We start from the raw sequence: 20,124 nt of genomic DNA on the forward strand, positions 1-20,124 counted from the left end.
AGAGCCCCCTCTGGGCGTCGCACCCCTCTCCGGCGAGGGGATTCCCGCACAGAGTAGGGCGACCGGTCGTCCGGACGCCACCTTGTTCTAGTACTCAATACAAAATCGAGACCGTCGAGTGACGAGCGCCCTGACCGCGACTTTCGACCGACAGCCGCGGGCGTCCTGACGCGCATGACGTCGGTCGAAATCGAGAGTCGCTGGGTCAGCGCGCCTCGACGAACACGGCCGTCGTCAGCCCCGGGACGCTGAACAGGCCGTCGTCGCAGCGGGCCTCCCGCACGACGGGGTCGGCGCCGTCCGCCTGGACGGGGTGCAGTGCGCAGGGGCGTCCCACGACCGGCGGGACGAGCTGGCGCACCGGCCACGGGTTGGCGTTGAACACCACCGCCAGGGTGGCGAAACGGTCGTCGACGGGGACTCCGACGCGGTCGTCCAGCACCATCACGACCACGCCGTCCTGCTGCGCCCACGAGCCCGACACCGGGAACGTGACCTTCGCGCGTACCTGGCCGGGATCGGCGAGCCGGAACAGGCGGCTGGAGGCGCGCAGCCGGAGGAGGTCGAGGCAGATCGCGTGGGACAGGCGCATGTCCTCGGGGCCCGGCTTGAGGGCGGGGTCGGCGAGCAGGGGCTTCATGTAGACCCACTTGTCGGCGTTGTCCGCGGCCGGGGGCAGTCCGGCGCCGAAGCCGTTGTCGGTGAGCGTGAAGTCGAGGTAGTTGAACCAGTCGCCGGAGGAGTAGGAGTTGCGGTCCAGCGACTTCGACCGCAGGAAGTCCGTGCCCGCGTGCCACATCACCGGGCTCTGCCCGAGCGTGGCGACGGCGAGCGCGAGCGCATTGGCGCGGACGCGGTCGGCCATGGGGGCGTCCAGGGGCAGCTTGAGGGTGAGCGCGTCGAAGAGGGTCTCGTTGTCGTGGGCGTCCACGTAGGTGATGACCTCGTCGGGGGCGTCCGCGTAGCCGGCCGACACACCCTTGAAGGGCACCTCGTCCCCCCTGATCGGACGCCGCGTGAGGGCCGAGGTGAACGTGTAGTCGCGCAGGTTGCCGGCCAGCCCCAGCTGGATGATGTCGGTGTAGCCCAGCAGCCGCTCGCGCTGCAGCGCCGGGACGCCGTTGGCGGGCGACCCGTTGGGGGCGCCGGCGAGCCCGGTGGCGAAGCCTTGGCGGCGGGGGTCCTCGTCGAACGGCCCGCCGCCGCGCACGGCGTCCCGGAGGCGGTCGGAGAACGTGGCGATCTGGGTGCCGCCGAGCTGGCCCTGCGTGGCCTGGACGAAGCGGGCGTTGCCGGCGACCTCGCCGAAGTCCCAGCCCTCGCCGTACAGGGTGACGGCGCGGCCGTCAACGCCGTCGCGTTCGGGCGTGAGCATGTCCAAAGCGGCGCGGACGGCGAGCATGTTGGCGCGGGTGTGGTGGCCCATGAGGTCGAAGCGGAACCCGTCCACGCGATAGTGCCGCACCCAGTGGACCACCGAGTCGACCATGAGCTTCTCCGCCATCGCGTGTTCGGTGGCGACATTGGGGCAGCAGGTGGAGCGGGCCACGGCGCCGACGTCGTCGCGCCGGTGGTAGTAGCCGGGGACGATCCGGTCGAGCACCGAGGTGCCGTCCTGCCCCTCCCCGTCGGTGTGGTTGTAGACCTGGTCGAGCACCACGAGCAGCCCCAGCGCGTGCAGGGAGCCCACCATGAGGCGGGCCTCGCGGACGCGCCCGCCCCCGTTGATCGCCCCTTCGGTGCAGAGCGACCCCTCCGGTACCTGGTGGTGCCACGGGTCATAGCCCCAGTTGTACGCCGGCCGCGGTGTGCCCAGGACCGCCCGCTGCTGGGCGTGGGAGTCGGGGGCTTCCGCCTTGAGCGCCTCCCAGTCGGGGGCGGCCTGACGGCAGGGATCCTCTTCCACGGAGGAGTAGTCGAAGATGGGCAGCAGTTGCACCGACGTCAATCCGGCCTCGGCGAGCCGACGCAGGTGGCGGGTGCCGTCGCTGTCGCACGCGAACGCGGCGAAGGTGCCCCGCACGGCGTCCGGCACGGTCTTGTCTGCACGCGAGAAGTCGCGCACGTGCAGTTCGTAGACCACTTGGTCGACCGGGTGCGCCAGCGGTGGCGCGGGGGTGTCGCGCCAGACGTCGGGAGCGAGGTCGGGATCGGCGAGGTCGAGCACGAGCGAGTGCGTGGAGTTGAGGGTGAGGCCGATCGAGTAGGGGTCCGTCACGCGGTTCTCGACCACCCGCCCGTAGCTGGGCGCGTAGACGGTGACCGCGTAGAGGTAGCGGGCCCCCTTCCACGAGCCGTCGCCGGTGGCGGCCCATGTGCCGTCGAACGCCCGGGTCATGCTGACGCGCTCGGGAGCGTCCTGGAGCGAGCGACCGGACTCCCACAGCAGGAGGTGCACCTGGTGCGCGGTCGGCGCCCAGACCCGCAGGGTCGGGACGCCGTGGTTCCAGCTGACGCCCAGGGTCGCGCGGGAGGCGTCCGCGTAGAGGGAGTCGAGCAGGTGGGCGAGCTGGACGCCGCTGGCGTCCAACACCCTCCCGTTGGGCAGGCGAGCCGTGACTGCCACCTGACCTCGGATGAGGGCTTCGATGTCGTCGCGAGCCGGCACTGTGAGGACGATGTCCTCGGCGAGGTGCGGGACGTGTCCGCCGGCCAGCGAGGGCGGCGTGGGGTCGAGCCTGAGCGGGATCGTCGTCCACGGGAGGGGCTCGCGCCTCTCGGGGTCGATGCCGCCCGCTTGGGAGCAGTGCAGGGTCCAGTCGAGGGCGGCCGGGTCGACGTCGGAGGGGATCGCCTCGCGCGGCCACACGATGGTCCGCGGGGCCACCCAGTGGGCCCGGGCCAGTCCGAGGTCAGTGGCCGTCAGCATGCGCCCCAGCCTACGACGGACCTCAGGCCACGAGAGCCGCGTAGCGTCCGTCGGCGGCGACGAGTTCGTCGTGCGAGCCGCGCTCAACGATGCGGCCGGCGTCCAGCACGACGATCTCGTCGGCGTCGCGCACCGTACTGAGGCGGTGGGCGATGGTGAGCGTCGTCCGGCCCTCGGCGAGGGTGTCGAGGGCGGCCTGGAACTCGCGCTCGGTCTCGGTGTCCAGAGCGCTGGTGGCCTCGTCGAGGACCAGCACGCGCGGGTCGGCCAGCAGGGTGCGGGCGACCGCGACGCGCTGGCGCTCGCCCCCGGAGAAGCGGTGGCCGCGGGCGCCGACGATGGTGTCGAGGCCGTCCGGGAGGCGGCGCACCGTCTCCCCCACCTGGGCCGCGTCGAGGGCGACCCACAGGTCGGCGTCCGTCGCGTCGGACTTGGCCTGCAGGAGGTTCTCGCGGATGGAGGTGTGGGCGAGGTAGGTGTCCTGGGTGACGACGCCGATCGCGCTGGCGAGATCGGCCGAGGAGAGGTCGCGCAGGTCGACGCCGTCGAGGGTGACGCGGCCCGTGGTCGGGTCGGCCAGCCGGACGAGCAGCGTAGCCAGCGTCGACTTGCCCGAGCCGGTCTCCCCCACCACGGCGATGGAGCGGCCGGGCGCGAGGTGGAGGTCGATGCCGGTGAGCACGTCGTTCTCCCCGTCGGGGAAGCGGTAGGAGACGTCCTCGAAGCGGACGTCACCGCGCACCCGCTCCTTGGGCACGGGCGTGGGGTGGGTGGGCTCGGCGACCTCGACGGGCAGGTCGAGGTAGCCGAAGATGCGGCTGAGCAGGGCCATCGAGCTGATCCACTGGGCGCCGACGTTGAGCAGGCCCATCACGGGCCGGAAGATCTGGCTCTGCAGCGCGGTGAACGCCACGACGGTGCCGATCGTGATGTTGCCGGTGAGTGCCGGGAAGCCTGCGGCCAGGTAGATCAGGGCCGGGATGGCGGCGAAGATGATGCCCATGGTCGCCATGCGCCAGCGTCCGGCGAGCTGGCTCTGGACCTCGAGGTCGACCAGCTGGGACGAGGTGTCAGCGAAGGCGTCGACGCGGGACTGGGTGGCGCCGAGGGTCTTGGTGAGCATCGCGCCGTTGACGCTGAGGGCCTCGTCGACCTGCGCGTGGAGGTCGGCCATCGCGCGCTGCCGCTGGGTGGTGATCTCTCGGCGGACCAGCGCGACCTTGCGGGTCAGCGCGATCGCCGGCGGCAGCACGATCAGCGAGAGCAGCGAGAGGCGCCAGTCGAGGACGACCATGGCGACCGCCGTTCCGACGGCGGTGGTGAGGTTGGACGCGACCGACGTGGCGGTCGTCGTGATCACCGACTGCAGGCCGGCGATGTCGTTGATGAGGCGGGACTGGATCTCGCCGCCCCGGGTGCGCTTGAAGAAGCTGATGGACTGCTTCTGGATGTGGCTGAACACGTCGGTGCGCAGCGCGCTCATGACGCGCTGGCCCATCGTGGTGGCCAGCCAGGTCTGCACGACGCCGAGCACGGCGGTGAGGATCGCGACGGCGACCATGCCGCCGACGAGCCACGCGAGCAGTTCGGTGTTGCGGTTCGGGAGTGCATCGTCGATCACGGCGCGCAGCAGGAACGGCTGCGCGAGGCCGACGATGGACGCCGCGACGACCGCGGCGATGACGATGGCGAGAGCCCCCGCGTGGGGCTTGAAGAGTGCGGCCACCCTGGCCGCGGAGACGGGCGATTCGATGAGCTGGGCGCGGTCGCGCGGGTCGATCCGCTGCGGTCCGCGCGCGTCGGGGCCTCCGATCATCTCAGTCATGGGGCCTCCTTCGAGGAAACTAGTTATGCTGAGGTTACCTCAGTATAAACGGGAGGACGTCGTGGATATTCCCGAGACCGAACTGGCCGACCTGATCCTGCGCGTCGCCCGGCGCCTGCGCCGGGCCAACGCGATCGAGCTGCAGGGGTTGCCGGTTAACCCACACCAGGCGCGTGCGCTGCGTTTGGTGGCACGCCTGGAGCCCGTTCGTATGGCGGACCTGGCCGAACACCTGCACGTCGCCGCGCGCTCGGCCACCGACGTCGTTGACTCGCTGGTGGCCGGCGGGTGGGTCGCGCGCTCCCCCGATCCCGCGGACGGCCGGGCCCGGCTCCTATCGCTCACGGCGTCAGGCGAACGCCTTCTCTCCGAGGTGCTGGACGCCCGCACCCGCGCCGCCGACGGCGCGCTCGCGGGGATCTCGCCCGAGACGCGGACGCACCTCGCGGCCGCTCTCGAAGGTGTGCTGGAGGCAACGGAAGCTGGCTAGCAGGCGAGCAGTTGCCAAACCGTTACCTGCTTCGCCCAGAGGTTGCCATCTCAAGGGGACTTGGAGCTTGCCCCGAGGGGGAATAACGCTGATATGTTGTGCCGTGAGAATGAGTCACTGACACAGGGGGACCCCACACCATGACTGAAGAGACCAAGTCCGGCATCTCGCGCCGGACCCTGGCCAAGGGCGCAGCATGGAGCGTCCCGGCTGTTGCGGTTGCGGCAGCTGCGCCGGCCTACGCCAAGTCCAGCGGCGGGCCGACTGTCACCGTCCTCAGCGCCTGCAAGCAACCCGGCAACAGCTGCAACACCGGCAACCGGCCGTTCGGCTTTGTGAAGGGTTACACGTTCACAGTCGCCCTTTACAACCCGACCGGCGAGACGATCTACGTCTACACGTCGCAGCCCTCCACTCCCCCGGGGCCTTATCACCCACGATTCCAGGTGACCAGCGCGGTGCCTTTCTCGTACACCACTGCGCGTTACTTCACGCCCGGTCAGGTGCCTCCGGGCAGCGGCATCGGAGCTCCTGTGGGCGCTTATGTCACCCTTACCCCCGGCCAGACCGTTTACCTCATCATCAACGCGGGGGCCAACGACAACAGCGCCAACCAGTCGGCGTCCGGCTCGCTGTTCTTCGCCTGGGGGCACACGACTACCGCAGGCGCAGACGCGGAACACAGCTACACCCCGGTGCCGCCGCCGCTGGCGACCGCGGGTGAGGGGTGGGTAGGGGACTCGTTCACCTTCCCCGACATGCCGCCTTGCGACGATTGTGTCCCAGGCGTGCCCACGACGACGACCACCACCACGGTCGCATTGCGCCGGGCCGCAGAGACCGAAACGACGACTCAAGCGCCGGTCAAGACCGAGACCACCACCCAGGCGGTGATCGAGACCGAGACCACCACCCAGGCGGTGATCGAGACCGAGACCACCACCGAGGCCCCGGTCCAGACCGAGACGACCACTCAGGGCTGATCCCGCACAGCACGACCTAAGGGCCGGAGAAGTTCCACTTCTCCGGCCCTTGGTTGCTCCCCCGCCCGCGTCGGCCGAAGGACGATCTCCTTGGAGTTCCTGATCCCCCTCCCCGACCACCCGTACTACCTCTGGCAGATGCTGGTCCAAACGACCCATCTCCGAGAGATGGGTTACGAGGAGAACACCCACTACCTCGTCGTGTACTTCGACGGTGCGCCAACCGAACAGCTCCGCACCTTCTTCGAGTCGGACGATCTTCGGTGCTACCTCCACGCCTATCCGGATACCCGGGAGGACAGGTCCTACGGCCCCTCGATGAAGCCGTGGCTCCTGGCGCAGTTCTTCGACCAGTTCCCCGAGGAGGGGCGCAAGGCCTTCAACTACCTCGACCCGGATGTCCTCTTCACCCGGCCGATGGACTTCTCGCCGTTCGAACGTGAAAACGGCTGCTGGTACGGCTCAGACACCGGCAGCTACACGAGCGCCTCCTACATCCGCAGCAAGGGCGAGCAGCTGTTCCTGGACCTGTGCCTCATCGCGGAGGTCGACCCTGACCTGGTGTTGGCCCACGACCACAACTCGATCGGGGCCCAGTACTTCATCAAGCAGACCGACGCGGAGTTCTGGAGGCACGTAGAGCGGACCTCCGTCGCCGCCCACCGCCACATGGTCGAGACGGCCGAGCAGTACCACCCCGAGGGCCACGAGCACCCGATCCAAGCGTGGTGCGCTGAGATGTACATGCAGCAATTCGCGACCGTCCGTGCCGGCATCACGCCGATCGCCAGCCCGTTGATGGACTTCCACTGGGCGGACGCACCCGCGGACAAGTGGGCCGAGAAGGCTTACTTTCATAATGCCGGGCAGACGGCGGAGAACGGCGGGCATTTCAGCAAGACCACCTGGCAGGTATCCCCTTTCGGGAAGGACATCCAGGTGTCTTCGACATCCGCTTCCTCGCGCTATGTGGAACTCATCAGGCGCACCGAAGACATCTTTCCCGACCTCATTTGGGAGTGATATGGCCGACGACGCCTTCGAACCGGATTATCATCGCATGGCCATACCCGCCGTGTCCGTACGTGATGCCTCCGGCGGCTTAGTGGGGCTATCAACGTTGGCCAAAGACCGAGCTTGCCTGCTGATCCTCCTGGAAGGGGCGAGCGAGCCGCCCATCGACATCACCGATATGATGGCGTGGCTCGACGACACGCCCCAGCTGCTCGTCCACCCGATGGTGGCAACCACGAGCCGAGTGCCCTTGTTACCTCCCGAAGCACAGGCTCTGTGCCTCTTCGACCCCACGTGCGAAGCCAGGGACGCCCTCGGCCTGGATGGCACGGACGTGGGGGCGGTACTACTCGGCGTGGACGGGTTGCTCGCGGGCGGTCCCGTGACGGGCCGACACGAAGTCTTGGCCTTCGCAGCCGAGATCCGAAGTGCGTTGACGAGTGCCTTCGCCCCGCAGGGAGGTTTCCCCGACAGCCCGAGCGACCCGGCCTCCTCAATCGACCTGATCATCCCCTTCAGGGCAGCATCGCCGCAGCGGATGCGGAATCTGCTGTTCACCGTTTCCTACTACCGCTCACACCTGCCGCAGGCCCGCATCATCCTGGCGGAGGAGAACAACCGGACCACGCTGCCGATCGGGACTGCCGTCGACGAGCATCTTGTCGTAGAGGGCGATCCCGACCTGTTCAACAAGTCGCGTCTGCTGAATGCGGCGGCCGCCCTCTCCCACGCTCGTTACCTCGTCTTCGCCGACGCCGACTGCGTTCCGGAGGTCGCAACCCTTGCCACGCTGGAGGGCACACTGCGTTCGATCGGAAACAGCTACTTGGTGCCGCACTCGGAGGTGCACTATCTCACGCATCGATCCAGCCTCGACATCATCAGGGAAGGGCGCGTGAACGATGGTTCCGTCGACGGTCTGGCACGCCACCAGATGGCCGTGACGGTGGGCGGCCTGACAGCATGCGCCGCCGAGTCGTTCGCCAAGATCGGCGGGTACGACCAACAGCGCTTCCTGGGGTGGGGCGCCGAAGACGACGATCTCTACAACCGGTTCTCGGTCTCAGAATTCGGTGTGTGGCGCACTGAGTATTCGGTCTTCTGAGCGCCATCTGTATTGGGTTTGAGCGCCATGTGATGGTGGTCGCGTTCGCGTCCGTGGGCGCCACCGAGTATTCGGGGTGAGCGCCAGTTCCTAGGCTCCCCCTGCCGTGTGGCCAATCACGCGGCAGGAGGAGTGATTTCGGATGGTACGCAAGATCAGGGCGAAGCTGGTGCTTCGGCTCCGGGCCGAGGGGTTCTCGGGTCGGCAGATCGCCGCGCAGGGCATGTCCCGTCACAGCGTGGCGGCCGTCATCGAGGCCGCCGACCGGGAAGGCGTCGGCTGGGACGACATCGCCGATCTGGACGAGGTGGCCGTGTATGCGCGGTTGTTCCCTGGCCGGGGTGAACACGAGAGCGTCCACGCCCAACCCGACTGGCCGGTGGTGCATCGTGAGCTCGCGCGGGTGGGGGTGACGTTGAAGCTGCTCCACGGCGAGTACGTCGACCGGTGCCACGCCGAGGGGTCGACGGCGATGGGATATGACCGGTTCTGCAAGAACTACTCCCAGCACGTGCTGGTCGCGGGGGCGGCCTCACGGGTCAGTCACAAGGCCGGTCAGAGCGTCGAGGTGGACTGGTCGGGGCCGACGATGTCGTTGACCGACCCGGTGTCGGGGCAGGGCCGGCGGGTGTTCTTGTTCGTGGGTGCCCTGCCCTTTTCGCGGTACGCGTTCGTCGAGCCAACCCTGGACATGCGGCAGGACACGTGGCTGCGGGCGCACGCGACGATGTTCGCCTGGTTCGGTGGCAGTGTGCCGCGGATCGTGCCAGACAACCTGAAGACCGGCGTCATCAAGCATCCCGCCGAGGGGGAGGTCGTCCTCAACGACGCCTACCGGGAGTTGGCCGCGCACTACTCGGCAGCGGTGCTGCCCGGCCGGGTCCGCAAACCGAAGGACAAGGCCAGTGTCGAGAACACCGTCGGGAACATCGCGACGTGGGTGATCGCCGGCCTGCGGGACCGCCGGTTCGCGACGCTGGCCGAGTTGCGGGCAGCCATCTACGAACGGGTGGAGGCGTACAACGCCGAACCGTTCCAGAAGCGCCCGGGGTCCCGGCAGGCTGTGTTCGAGGTCGAGGAGAAGCCGCTGCTGCGGCCGCTGCCGACGGTTCCGTTCGAGATCAGCCGGTGGACGTACGGACGACGGGTGCAGCGCAACGGACACGTGGTGTGGGAGAAGAACTTCTACTCCGTCCCGTACGCGCACATCGGCCGCAGTGTCGACCTGCGCGTCACCGACACCACCTTGGAGGTGTACGCCGGCCAGCAACGCTTGACCAGCCACCTGCTCGCCCCGCCCGGGGTGGTCAACGAGTACCGCACCCACGACGCCGACCTGCCCGAGGGGCCCCGCTATCGGCAGTGGGACGCCGCGAGGGTCCGGGAATGGGCGGGTCGGGTCGGGGAGCACGCCCTCACCGTCGTCAACCGGATCTTCGAGTCCGTACCGGTGGACGAGCAGGGCCTGGATGCCGCGTTGGCCGTGCTGCGCCTCACGCAGCGTTACTCGGCGGCCCGCGTGGATGCCGCCTGCCGGATCGCGTTGACGCGGGTCCGGTCGCCCCGCTACGCGCACCTGCGCCCGATCCTCGACAGCGGCCAGGACCAGCCCGGTTGGGGCCGACCAGACCCTGAGACGGCCGGCCCCTTTGCGTCGGCCGGGTACGTGCGTGGCGCCGACTACTACGGGGGTGCCCAGTGACGCGGATCGACACCGAGACCAAACGCAAGCTCCGCGAGATGGGCGTACCCGCCCTGATCGACGCCCTCGAAACCCAGGACGACACGCTCACAATGGGGATGTCGTTCGAGGAACGGATCAAGCTGGTCGTCAACGACGCCCACGCCACGTTCACCCACGCAAAGGTCGAAGGACTGATCCGCCGCGCGGGACTGCGGTACCCGAACGCGGACCTGCGCCGCCTCGACCTGGTCGAGCAACGCGGCCTCGACCGAGGGGTGATCGCCCAGCTGGGGACCTGCACGTTCATCGCCAGGCAGCAGAACGTCGTGTTCCAAGGCTTCACCGGATCCGGCAAGTCCTACCTCGGTTCAGCGTTGGCCAAGCAAGCCTGCGCGCACCGCTACCGGGCCCACTACATCCGCATGCCCGACCTCGAGGAGTCCTGGGCCGCGGCCCGTGACAGGCCCGCCGGGAAGGAGAAGTGGCTCCGCAAGTACGCCGCGTTCACCCTGCTGGTCATCGACGAGTGGCTCCTCGATCGACCCGACGATCAGGTCCGCAGCATGCTCCTGGAGTTGCTCGAGCGCCGCTACGACGCTACGTCGACCGTGTTCTGCACCCAGTACCCGAAGAAGGACTGGCACCAACGGCTCGGCTCCGGTGTCCACGCCGACGCGATCATGGACCGCATCGTGCACAACACCATCTGGATCGAGACCGGCGGCACCAACATGCGCGAACACGTCGCCAGCACGGCCTGACCCAGAGTCGGTGAGCGCCACCGGCACCACGGCGCTCACCGACGCCGCCAAGCGGCGCTGAAACTGAATATCGACTGTGCCCTACCCCGATACCCAGCGGCGCTCAACCGGGCAAATACTCAGCGCACGGACGGCAACCTCCTCCACCTCGACCACCCGGGCAACGTGTGGCACGAATTCACCGCCGCCGAGGTGGATACGAAACGCGCAGCCATCCCCCGCCCCAGCATCCCCTCGGTGGCCATCAGGCGAAAGCAGCTCGCCGACTGGTTCCGGGATCGCAGGGTGCGTCTGGCGACGAATACCCAGAACGAGGCACTCCTCAGGCGATCTCGCCTGTTCTCCGAGCCCGCCTTCCCCCAGTTCCACCGCGTCGATGGCAGTTTTGGAGCATACGGGCTGCCAGTTTTTCGGGAACTCCTCGGCGCAGGCCTCGAGGGATCATGGGACTACCTCCTGTACACCGATGAGGACAACTTCATCGTCGACTGGCCAGAAGTTCAGGCGGCCTTTGACGCGTTCGTCAGCGGGGGCTTCGGCTTCGCCGGAATGCCGGACGGCGGCGTCGTCAGCCATCGATTCCACAATCCGATCGCGATCAATCCCTTCATGGCATTCTTCGACCTGCGCCAGACACGTCACGCGCTCCACAAGTCGGAGGAGTCCTCAGATCGCTTTGGCCCCGACCTCATTCAGCACTGGCCCGCCTCGTTGATCAAGCAATGGGACGGGAATCTTCCCCACCGTCGGATCCGAGTCGTAGTCGAAGAAGGATTCGTACCGTACGGTACGGCGCTGGATGACTTCGAGCCCTACTACTCCCTGTGTCGAACTCCTCCGCAAGGGCTTGGAGCCGATGTACTTGGATGCGCGTGATGCGCCCGAGATGGACGACGATGGCGCCTGCACCGCGTTGCTGGGTCCATCGGGACGCGTGATGGCCTATCACACGTGGTTCGCGCGTGGCTACGGCCATGACCGCGAGCACACGATCAGGATCAACAAGACTTCCCAGCGAGCACGCAGCCACCTGCGATCGTGACTTGAGAATGATTCTCACTATGCTCTATTGTCGAGCTGTGCGTTCGACCATCCTCGCGATTCTGTTCCTGCTGACCCTCGCCGCGTGCAGCCCGACCGGGCCTGCGGCGTCCCCGCCTGGCGCCCCCTCGAGGGGTGATGGCCCGGTGGCCATCGCGACCACGACGCAGCTTGGGTCGATCCTGACCGACATCACGGCGTGCGCGGGCACCACGTCAGCCACCCTGATGGGCGCGGGCGACGACCCACACGAGTTCTCGGTGTCGTCACGCGACGTGGCCAACCTCACGAAGACGAAGCTTGTCGTCGCCAACGGCCTGGGGCTCGAATCAGGCCTGGAGGTTGCCCTCGACGGCGCCCAGGGTGACGGCGCGACGATCTTCGAGGTCGCTCCCCTGCTCGAGCCGCTGACCTATGCCGACATCGAGGCCAAGGCGGCCGAGCAGCACGCCGGGCACGACCACGCGCACGACGACCACGCTGATGAGGGCCACGACGACGGGCACAACCACGGCGAGTTCGACCCGCACGTGCACATGGATGTGAAGCGCATGGCCAAGGCCGCCTCCCTCATCGGCGCCGAGCTGGCGAAGGTCATCGGCGACGACAAGTACGCCACCTGCGGCACCGAGGTCGAGACCAAGCTCAACCAGACGGACGCCGAGGTGCGGGACATCCTGAGCGCCGTCCCCACCGAGAGGCGCGTCCTCGTCACCGACCACGAGGCCTACAACTACTTCGCGGCGGCCTACGACTTCGAGGTGGCCGGGGTGGTCATCCCGGGCGGGTCGACCGACGCCGAGCCCAGCTCCCAGGAGCTGGCCGACCTGGTCGCGGTCGTCCGCGAGGACAAGGTGTCCGCAATCTTCTCCAACAACACCGTTAACCCGCGTCTGGTCGAGGCCGTCGCCGCCGAGGCGGGCACCGACCTGAAGGTCGTCCAGCTGTTCGAGGGCTCCGTGGGCCCGGCCGGCTCGGGCGCCGAGACGTACTCCGACATGATGCTCACCAACGCCCGGCTCATCGCCGACGCCCTGAAGTAGGTTGTTCCTCCGTGGACTGGTTCCTTGAGCCCTTTCTCCTGGGCTTCCAGCAACGCGCGCTCATCGGCGGCCTCGCCGCCGGCCTCATGAGCTCGATCGTGGGCGTCTGGCTCGTGCTGCGCGGCATGAGCTTCTTCGGTGACGCGTTCGTGCACGGTGTACTGCCCGGCATCGCCGCCGCGGTGATCTTCGGCTTCAACCCCTACCTGGGGGCGGCCATCGCCGCGCTGGTGATGGTGGGCGGCATCGAGCTGATCCACCGGCAGACCGCCCTGAAGGAGGACACGGCCATCGGCCTGCTCTTCGTCGGCATGATGGCCCTGGGCGTGGTGATCATCAGCAAATCGAACTCCTACACGGGCTCGCTCACCAGCATCCTGTTCGGCGACATCTTCGGCGTGAACGCCGAGACGCTCACGGCGATGCTCGTGCTCGGCGTCCCCGTGCTGGTGGGCTCGCTGCTGCTCTACCGCCCGCTGCTCGCCTTGTCGTTCTCGGCGACCAAGGCCAAGACGCTGGGCATGAACCCCCGGTTCACCCACGCCGCCCTGTTGGTTCTGATCGCGACCGCGGTGATCGCCAGCTTCCAGGCGGTGGGCACGCTGCTGGTCTTCGCACTGCTGGTCGGCCCGCCGGCCACCGCCGCGCTCGTCACGCGCACGATCCCGCAGATGTTCGTCATCTCGGCCGCGCTCGCGGCGTTCACGGTGTGGCTCGGACTGGTGCTCAGCTACTACTGGGGCACCGCGGGTGCCGCCACCATCGCGCTGGTCGCCATCGCGCTGTTCTTCGTGACACTGGCGGTTAGGCCGCTGTTCCGCCAGAAGGAGGCCACGACGTGAGCAACGACGAACTGTTGGTCGAGGCGTCCGATGTGGTGCTGGGGTACGAGCGCAACATCGCGGTCAAGGCGTCGAGCTTCACGATCCCACACCGCAAGGTGACAACGATCATCGGCCCCAACGGGTCCGGCAAGTCGACGATCCTCAACGCGATCGCGGGCGTCATCGAACCCCTGTCGGGCGAGATCAGCGTCTTCGGGCGCAAGCCCGGCGGTCGGCACAGCGAGGTCGCGTACGTGATGCAGTCGCTGGCGTTCCCCGAGGGGACGCCGATCACCGTCCGCGAGGCCATCGCGATGGGGCTGTACCCCAAGCTGGGCTGGTTCGGACGCCCCAGCGCCGACGATCGCGCCCGCGTCCAGCGCGCGATGGAGCGCCTCCGCGTCACCGACCTCGCCCACCGCCACCTCGACGAGCTCTCCGGCGGCCAGCGGCAGCGGGTCTACGTGGCCCAGGGCATGACCCAGCGCCACGAGGCCCTCCTGCTCGACGAGCCGCTGACCGGTCTGGACATCCTGTCCGCGCGCACCATCGACGAGATCATCCACTCCGAGCGCGACCGGGGGCACGCCGTCGTTCTCACCACCCACGACCTCGACGAGGCCCGCGCGGCGGACTGGGTGATCCTCATGAGCGGGCACGTCGTGGCGGCCGGGCCGCCGGCCGAGGTGCTGACCCGCCGCAACCTCGAGACGGCCTACGGGCTGGGCTCGTTGCACGCGTCGGACGGCGACTTCCTCGACGACCCGCACATCGACGGTGACCACGAGCACGAACACTCGCGGCACCAACACCCCCATTGAGGCTATGGTGGAGTCGGCTACTACAACGAGTCGGAGACACTCCACCATGACGACGGTCCCCCGCTGGGTAAAGATCCTGTTCCGCACCGCAGGCCTCTTCACACTGTTCGCCGTCATCGGCGGGTCGCTGGTCGCCGCCACACACTCGGGCTTCGAGTGCGGCAACTGGCCCGGCTGTGACGCCGACGCGATCCTGCCCGGGGGGCCCGTGAACGAACTGCTCTACCGCAACCCGTGGATCGAGATGGCGCACCGCGCCTCCGCCGTCCTGTCCGGGCCGCTCGCGCTCATCTCGGGGATCGTCGCGCTGCGGCTCAAGGGCGCCCACCCGCTGGTCAAGGTGCTGCCGTGGGTGACCGTGGCCTGCGCCATCGTCGCGGGCTTCGTGGGCCGCGGCATCGTGCTGGGCGAGGTCTACCCCACGTGGGTCGGCGCCGCCGACCTCGGCGCAGCGCTGGTGGCCCTGACCGCCATGACGACGGCCACCATCGCCCTCGAGCGGACGCCCGCGCAGTGGTTCACCACCCGCACCGGCGTGTACGCCTGGGGCGCCCTCGCCACCCTGCTGGTCATGCACCTCGCCGGCCTGTGGGCCGCCGGCCCCAGCTCCTTCACGCGCGTTGTGAGCTGGCCCGTCTGGCGCCTTCTCGAGGCCGACGTGCACGGCAGCCTGTTCGCCCAGTGGCTCCGGTTCCCGCTCGTCGCGGCCGCTGCCCTGCTCATCTTCCTCGCCGCCCGCGAGGCCAAGGCCCTCGGCCTGTGGCGCGAGGGCATCACCGCGACGGTGCTGGCCATCGCCAACCTGGCTTTCGGCGCCGGCATCGCCCTGAGCGGCACGGACGCCCTCGGCGTCCCGTTCGCGATGAGCTCGGTGGCGGTGTTCTTCACGATGATCCTGCTGGCAGCCCGCTCGACCGTGCTCGCGACGCAGGCCGCCGCCTCCCGCAGGATGAGCGACCCCACCCCGGCGCCTGAGGCCCCAGGACGCGCCCGCCCCTAGGCCGACGCTTGTAGGCGGATCTCGTGCTGACGATCCGCCTCGGTGCCAATCTGCCCATATGCCCACGCCAGTGTGCACTTCGAGGCGGCGAGCCCATCGCTGTGGCGCTAGTTCTGTGAGCTCGAAGTGCACACGGAGGGCTGTGGACCAAGCCGGCGAAACTGTGCGGTTGTCCACAGGTGGGGAATCCGGTGACCGGAAGTGACCCTCACCACCGACTGTCCGGGCATGAGTTCCAGCACGTTCCCTGACATCCCCGGCCAGCGGGGTTTCGCCACCACCCAGCAACTCCTGAAGGCCGGGGCGTCCGTCTCGCACCTGCAGCACCTCGTCCGCGTGGGCCGCAGGCCTTTACGAACCGTCTACTCGCGTGCCCCCGGCCCTTGGTCGGACGCCGACCTCCTCTTGGCGGCCACACTCTGGGCTGGGCCACGATCCATCGTGACGGGAGTGCACGCGCTGCACCTGCATGGCTTCGCGCAGGGACACGACGCCCCGCCTGTCGCGACCCTCCTGGTACCCCAGACCTGTCGGACACGCATGCGCGCCGCTGGGTACGAGACGCTGCGGACCAAACGTCTCCCCCGAGCGGTCATGATCCAGGACGTGCGTGCGGCGCCCATCGAGCGGGCACTCGCGGATGCGATGCGACTGCGGCAGCTGACCGACCACCAACTGCGAGGGATCTGCCTTGCGGCGCTCCAGAACCGGCGCACGACGGCTGACCGCGTCACGCGAGAGATCGAGTGCGGACGCCCCAACGCGGACGGAGGCATGGTCCGAGCCGTCCTGGACTACCGGCGGGGTGCATGGTCCGTGCCCGAGGCGCAGCTGGCCGCTGCCGTCCGTGAGCACCCAACCCTGCCTGCCATGCTCCTGAACCCGCGCTTGACCACCACCGACGACAAGCTCATCGGCAAGCCCGACGGCTTCTTCCCCGACGCAGGCGTCGTGGTGCAGGTTCACTCCCGCCAGTTCCACGAAGGCCACGATGAGGTGGAGGGAGATCGCTGGGCGTCCACCGTCGACCGCGACCTCGACTACCAGACCTACGGGATGGTCGTCGTGCCGGTGACCCCGGCCACGATCCGCGACGACTTGCCACGCTACGTCGATCGACTGAGCGCAGTAGTCCGGCCTCGGCTGGGCTGGCAGTCGGGTCGTGTCCTGGTCGGCTGAGCCGATCCTCTGGGACGAGACCACCCCCGGTGTGCGCTTCGAGCTCACAAAACTAGCGCTACAGCGATAGACCCGCCGCCTCGAAGTGCACACCCGGGGTGGGGTGGAGGCCGGTGAGGCCGATGGGGGGTGATGGATGGCCCTGAACCGCTGGTGCGGCACAATGACCGGGTGATCATTGCTGCCGCAGACGGTTCGTCGCTGTCCAACCCAGGGCCCGCCGGGTGGGCCTGGTTCATCGACGGGGACCGCTGGGCGGCCGGCGGCTGGAAGCACGGCACCAACAACATGGGTGAACTCATGGCGGTGCTCGACCTGCTGCGCCAGACCCGCGACGCCGACGACGACCTGCTGGTGATGTGCGACTCCCAGTACGTCATCAACGCCCTGACCAAGTGGCTGCCGGGCTGGAAGCGCAAGGGCTGGCGCAAGGCCGACGGCAAGCCGGTGCTCAACGTCGAGCTGCTGCAGGACCTCGACCGCGAGCTGCAGGGTCGCCGCGTCACGTTCGAGTGGGTCAAGGGCCACGCCGGCCAGGAGTTGAACGAGGCCGCAGACGCCCGCGCCCGCGCCGCGGCCACCGCGTTCCAAAAGGGCCTGCCAGTGAACGAGGGCCCCGGCTTCTCCGCCACCGTCATCCGGACGCCCACGCCCGACCTCTCCCCCGGGCCACGCCGCGAGCCGGACCTGTTCGACGCGGCCCCCGACCCGGCGGAGGATCCCGACGAACACCCCGTCGTCGCCCTCCAGCGTCAGTGGGTCTCGGACGCCGTGCGCTCCGACCGCTCCGCTGCCGAGGCGCTGCTGCACCCGAAGTTCCTGGAGCACGACGTCGCGGGGCGGGCGTCCGGCAAGGGGCGGACCCTGGCGACGCTCAAACCCTACGACGACCCCGTCACCGTCGAGGTCGAGGGCATCGACGAGCTCGCGCCGTGGGTCGTCCACCTGCGCTGGCGCGCGCGCTCCCGCAGCGCGGTGAGCCTGCGCTCCTCCATCTGGGTGAAGGCCAACGACTCCTGGCGACTGCGGTTCGAACAGCAGACCCCCGCTTCGCGCTGATCGACTCCTTGGCACCATGTTCCGGCCAGGTGCCCGACTGGTGAACCATCACCCACGCGGGCGGGATCAGCCCTACCGTGCGTCGTATGACCGACACCCTCTCGATCAGGAGCGGTGGGGCGAGCTTCGACCTGCCGATCACCGACGGCACCATCAAGGCGAACGACCTCAAGCAGGTCAGCACGGCCCAGGGCCCCCTCGCCACCTACGACCCCGGCTTCATGAACACCGCCGCCTGCCGCAGCGCGATCACCTACATCGACGGCGACGCGGGCATCCTGGAGTACCGCGGTTACCCGATCGATCAGCTCGCCGCCAGCGCCACCCACCTGGAGGTGGCCTACCTGCTGCTGAAGGGCGAGCTGCCGAACGCCGACCAGCTCGCCTCGTGGGAACACACGGTCAACACCCACCGGTTCGTGCACGAGAACGTGGGCAACTTCATCCGCTCCTACCGCCACGACGCGCACCCTATGGCGAAGATGATGGCCGCCGTGGCGTCCATGCAGACGTTCTACCCGAGCTCGCGCCGCCTCGACGACCCTGAGGCCCGCGAGATGAACATCGTCCGGCTCATCGCGAAGATCCCCACCATGGCCGCGTGGTCCTACCGGCACTCGATCGGCCGGCACTACGTCTACCCCAACGACGAACTCGGCTACGTCGACAACTTCCTGGCCATGCTGTTCCAGAGCCAACAGCGCGTCTACCAGGCCGACCCGCGGGTGTCGCGGGCGATGGAGATCCTGTTCATCCTGCACGCCGACCACGAGCAGAACTGCTCGACCAACGCCGTGCGCGCCGTGGCGTCGGCCGGCAACGACGTCTACACCTCGGCCGGCGCCGGCATCGGCGCCCTGTTCGGCCCGCTACATGGCGGAGCCAACGAGGCCGTCCTGAAGATGCTGCGCGAGATCGGGTCGGTCGACCGGGTGCCCGAATTCGTCGAGGGCGTGAAGAACGGCAAGGCGCGCCTGATGGGCTTCGGGCACCGCGTCTACAAGAACTACGACCCGCGCGCCCGCATCATCAAGAAGGCCTGCGACGACGTGTTCGAGGTGACCGGGGTGAACCCTCTGCTTGAGATCGCCGTCGAGCTCGAGCGGATCGCTCTGGAGGACGAGTACTTCGTCAAGCGCCGCCTCTACCCCAACGTCGACTTCTACTCGGGGCTGATCTACGAGGCGCTGAAGTTCCCCCCGGAGATGTTCACCGTGCTGTTCGCGGTGCCCCGCACGGCCGGGTGGGCTGCCCAGTGGCTCGAGGGTGTCACCGACCCGGAGCAGAAGATCATGCGCCCCAAGCAGGTCTACACCGGCCACCGCGAGCGCGACTTCGTCCCGGTCGAGGCGCGCTGACCCAACGCCGCCAGGCTGCTACCAGGGCAGCCCAACGGTCGAGGACGCCACCCCGACGGCCGTGCCCACGATGAGGGCGGGTCCCATGGGGACGTCGGCCTTCAGGTCCCGCGTGAACGCGAGGACGAGCAGGGACGCGAGCCCATGCCGCCGCCAGGACCGCTGCCCACACTAGAGTCACCCGCTGGGTGCCTCCATGATGGGGATGATCGCAGGCCCGTGGGCGACCTCACGCTGCACTGGACGAGCCAGCGCACCCGGACGCTCGGCATGGTGAACGACGGCCTGGTCAGCTGACCGGGACCTCCAGGAACTCTACGTCGGCGTCGACGTCCACGGGGATCGGGGCACCAACCAGATGGGGTGAGTCCATCAGTGGGGCTCCGACGAGGCGCAACCGGTCGATAAGGCTGGCCGCCAGCGACTCCACGCCCGCGAAGTCACCTGCTGCGATGAGGTCGACGATGCGCGCGTCGGGGCGCAGGGTGTCGCTCAGGAGGCCATGCTCGACCGGAACCCTCAACCCCTCGTACGCGGTGCGCTCCCCCAACTCGGTGCAAACCCGGGCGAGCTCCGGGTTGGGGTGCAAGGACAGCAAGGTGGCGAGGAACGCGTTGTCGGCGCGCCGGAACGCGAGGTAGTCACGGGCGGCCACTGCTGCCTCGACCTCGTCCGCCAGGTTCCGCAGGGTGATGAGGTCGACGGGGCGAGCGTGCTCGGCGGCCGTCCGCAGCGTGGTGGGCTCGAGCATGCGCCGGACCTGGATGATTCCGTCACCGGGGGCCTCGACGCGGTCGCGTACCCGGACGGCGTCCTCGCCAACCCGCTCGAGGAAGCCGTCGCGGCCCAACTCCATGAGCGCCAGCAGAGTGGCCGTGTCGTCGACGCCCAGCAGCTCCGCGATCCGCTCGATCGCGACCGGCTCGCCGGTGGGGATCGTGCCGTCGACCACCATCATGCGCAGCCTGCCCACAAGGTGGGCTGGGGGGCGCGGTGCGCGCCCGTCGGAGCTTGACTTCAGATGCACGGGCCTGGGCCTTTCGGTCTCACCCCTGCCGGGGTGATGAC

General features: G+C 68.6%; 17 protein-coding genes. 14 read left to right on the forward strand and 3 right to left on the reverse strand.

What is annotated here, in order from left to right:
• Positions 1-205: 205 nt before the first annotated feature.
• A complete protein-coding gene (gene pulA, locus ET989_RS03610; protein ID WP_131167191.1) occupies positions 206-2,869 on the reverse strand; it encodes a pullulanase-type alpha-1,6-glucosidase in 2,664 nt (887 codons plus the stop codon).
• A 22-nt stretch (positions 2,870-2,891) separates the two neighbouring features.
• The gene (locus tag ET989_RS03615) at positions 2,892-4,694 is read right to left on the reverse strand and encodes an ABC transporter ATP-binding protein (RefSeq protein ID WP_131167192.1); all 1,803 of its coding nucleotides are present in this window, start codon (positions 4,692-4,694) and stop codon (positions 2,892-2,894) included.
• 61 nt (positions 4,695-4,755) lie between these two features.
• On the opposite strand from ET989_RS03615, the gene ET989_RS03620 reads away from it, so the two are divergent.
• The 14 genes from ET989_RS03620 (at position 4,756) to ET989_RS03680 (ending at position 19,056) form a co-directional block, all read left to right on the forward strand.
• Positions 4,756-5,184 (forward strand): MarR family winged helix-turn-helix transcriptional regulator, encoded by a 429-nt coding sequence (locus ET989_RS03620; RefSeq protein WP_165490008.1) that lies wholly within the window; start codon positions 4,756-4,758, stop codon positions 5,182-5,184.
• A 140-nt stretch (positions 5,185-5,324) separates the two neighbouring features.
• Positions 5,325-6,167 (forward strand): hypothetical protein, encoded by an 843-nt coding sequence (locus ET989_RS03625; RefSeq protein ID WP_131167194.1) that lies wholly within the window; start codon positions 5,325-5,327, stop codon positions 6,165-6,167.
• Between the two features lie 90 nt (positions 6,168-6,257).
• The gene (locus ET989_RS14785; protein WP_165490009.1) at positions 6,258-7,190 is read left to right on the forward strand and encodes a hypothetical protein; all 933 of its coding nucleotides are present in this window, start codon (positions 6,258-6,260) and stop codon (positions 7,188-7,190) included.
• A gap of 1 nt (position 7,191) precedes the next feature.
• Complete coding sequence (locus ET989_RS03630; protein WP_165490010.1) at positions 7,192-8,286, forward strand: galactosyltransferase-related protein; 1,095 nt, start codon at positions 7,192-7,194, stop codon at positions 8,284-8,286.
• Between the two features lie 142 nt (positions 8,287-8,428).
• A complete protein-coding gene (gene istA, locus ET989_RS03635) occupies positions 8,429-9,988 on the forward strand; it encodes an IS21 family transposase (protein ID WP_131167196.1) in 1,560 nt (519 codons plus the stop codon).
• Complete coding sequence (locus tag ET989_RS03640) at positions 9,985-10,731, forward strand: ATP-binding protein (protein ID WP_131167197.1); 747 nt, start codon at positions 9,985-9,987, stop codon at positions 10,729-10,731. Before istA ends, ET989_RS03640 begins: the two co-directional genes overlap by 4 nt.
• A gap of 165 nt (positions 10,732-10,896) precedes the next feature.
• Entirely contained in the window at positions 10,897-11,607 is a 711-nt protein-coding gene (locus ET989_RS03645) for a hypothetical protein (protein WP_131167198.1), read from the forward strand.
• 203 nt (positions 11,608-11,810) lie between these two features.
• Positions 11,811-12,815: a metal ABC transporter substrate-binding protein gene (locus ET989_RS03650; RefSeq protein ID WP_206662205.1), complete on the forward strand. Its 1,005-nt coding sequence runs from the start codon at positions 11,811-11,813 to the stop codon at positions 12,813-12,815.
• An 11-nt stretch (positions 12,816-12,826) separates the two neighbouring features.
• Positions 12,827-13,657, forward strand: a complete 831-nt coding sequence (locus tag ET989_RS03655) for a metal ABC transporter permease (protein ID WP_131167200.1) — start codon at positions 12,827-12,829, stop codon at positions 13,655-13,657.
• Complete coding sequence (locus ET989_RS03660; RefSeq protein ID WP_131167201.1) at positions 13,654-14,460, forward strand: metal ABC transporter ATP-binding protein; 807 nt, start codon at positions 13,654-13,656, stop codon at positions 14,458-14,460. Before ET989_RS03655 ends, ET989_RS03660 begins: the two co-directional genes overlap by 4 nt.
• A gap of 46 nt (positions 14,461-14,506) precedes the next feature.
• The gene (locus tag ET989_RS03665) at positions 14,507-15,460 is read left to right on the forward strand and encodes a COX15/CtaA family protein (RefSeq protein WP_131167202.1); all 954 of its coding nucleotides are present in this window, start codon (positions 14,507-14,509) and stop codon (positions 15,458-15,460) included.
• A gap of 228 nt (positions 15,461-15,688) precedes the next feature.
• The gene (locus tag ET989_RS03670; RefSeq protein WP_131167203.1) at positions 15,689-16,639 is read left to right on the forward strand and encodes a hypothetical protein; all 951 of its coding nucleotides are present in this window, start codon (positions 15,689-15,691) and stop codon (positions 16,637-16,639) included.
• 171 nt (positions 16,640-16,810) lie between these two features.
• Positions 16,811-17,698 (forward strand): ribonuclease HI family protein, encoded by an 888-nt coding sequence (locus tag ET989_RS03675; RefSeq protein WP_131167204.1) that lies wholly within the window; start codon positions 16,811-16,813, stop codon positions 17,696-17,698.
• Positions 17,699-17,784: 86 nt separating this feature from the next.
• Positions 17,785-19,056, forward strand: coding sequence for a citrate synthase (locus ET989_RS03680; protein ID WP_131167205.1), 1,272 nt, complete (start codon positions 17,785-17,787; stop codon positions 19,054-19,056).
• A 289-nt stretch (positions 19,057-19,345) separates the two neighbouring features.
• Here the strand turns inward: ET989_RS03680 and ET989_RS03685 are convergent, their stop codons facing one another.
• Positions 19,346-20,014, reverse strand: a complete 669-nt coding sequence (locus ET989_RS03685) for a GntR family transcriptional regulator (protein WP_131167206.1) — start codon at positions 20,012-20,014, stop codon at positions 19,346-19,348.
• Positions 20,015-20,124: the final 110 nt, after the last annotated feature.

The organism is Propioniciclava sinopodophylli, assembly GCF_004324755.1.
Lineage (GTDB): Bacteria > Actinomycetota > Actinomycetes > Propionibacteriales > Propionibacteriaceae > Propioniciclava > Propioniciclava sinopodophylli.

What these genes read in the sequence shown, in the direction of transcription:
- pulA (WP_131167191.1), bottom strand. Translation starts at nt 2,869, where the DNA reads ATGCTGACGGCCACTGACCTCGGACTGGCCCGGGCCCACTGGGTGGCC.
- ET989_RS03615 (WP_131167192.1), bottom strand. Translation starts at nt 4,694, where the DNA reads ATGACTGAGATGATCGGAGGCCCCGACGCGCGCGGACCGCAGCGGATC.
- ET989_RS03625 (WP_131167194.1), top strand. Translation starts at nt 5,325, where the DNA reads ATGACTGAAGAGACCAAGTCCGGCATCTCGCGCCGGACCCTGGCCAAG.
- ET989_RS03630 (WP_165490010.1), top strand. Translation starts at nt 7,192, where the DNA reads ATGGCCGACGACGCCTTCGAACCGGATTATCATCGCATGGCCATACCC.
- istA (WP_131167196.1), top strand. Translation starts at nt 8,429, where the DNA reads ATGGTACGCAAGATCAGGGCGAAGCTGGTGCTTCGGCTCCGGGCCGAG.
- ET989_RS03665 (WP_131167202.1), top strand. Translation starts at nt 14,507, where the DNA reads ATGACGACGGTCCCCCGCTGGGTAAAGATCCTGTTCCGCACCGCAGGC.
- ET989_RS03670 (WP_131167203.1), top strand. Translation starts at nt 15,689, where the DNA reads ATGAGTTCCAGCACGTTCCCTGACATCCCCGGCCAGCGGGGTTTCGCC.
- ET989_RS03680 (WP_131167205.1), top strand. Translation starts at nt 17,785, where the DNA reads ATGACCGACACCCTCTCGATCAGGAGCGGTGGGGCGAGCTTCGACCTG.
- ET989_RS03685 (WP_131167206.1), bottom strand. Translation starts at nt 20,014, where the DNA reads ATGATGGTGGTCGACGGCACGATCCCCACCGGCGAGCCGGTCGCGATC.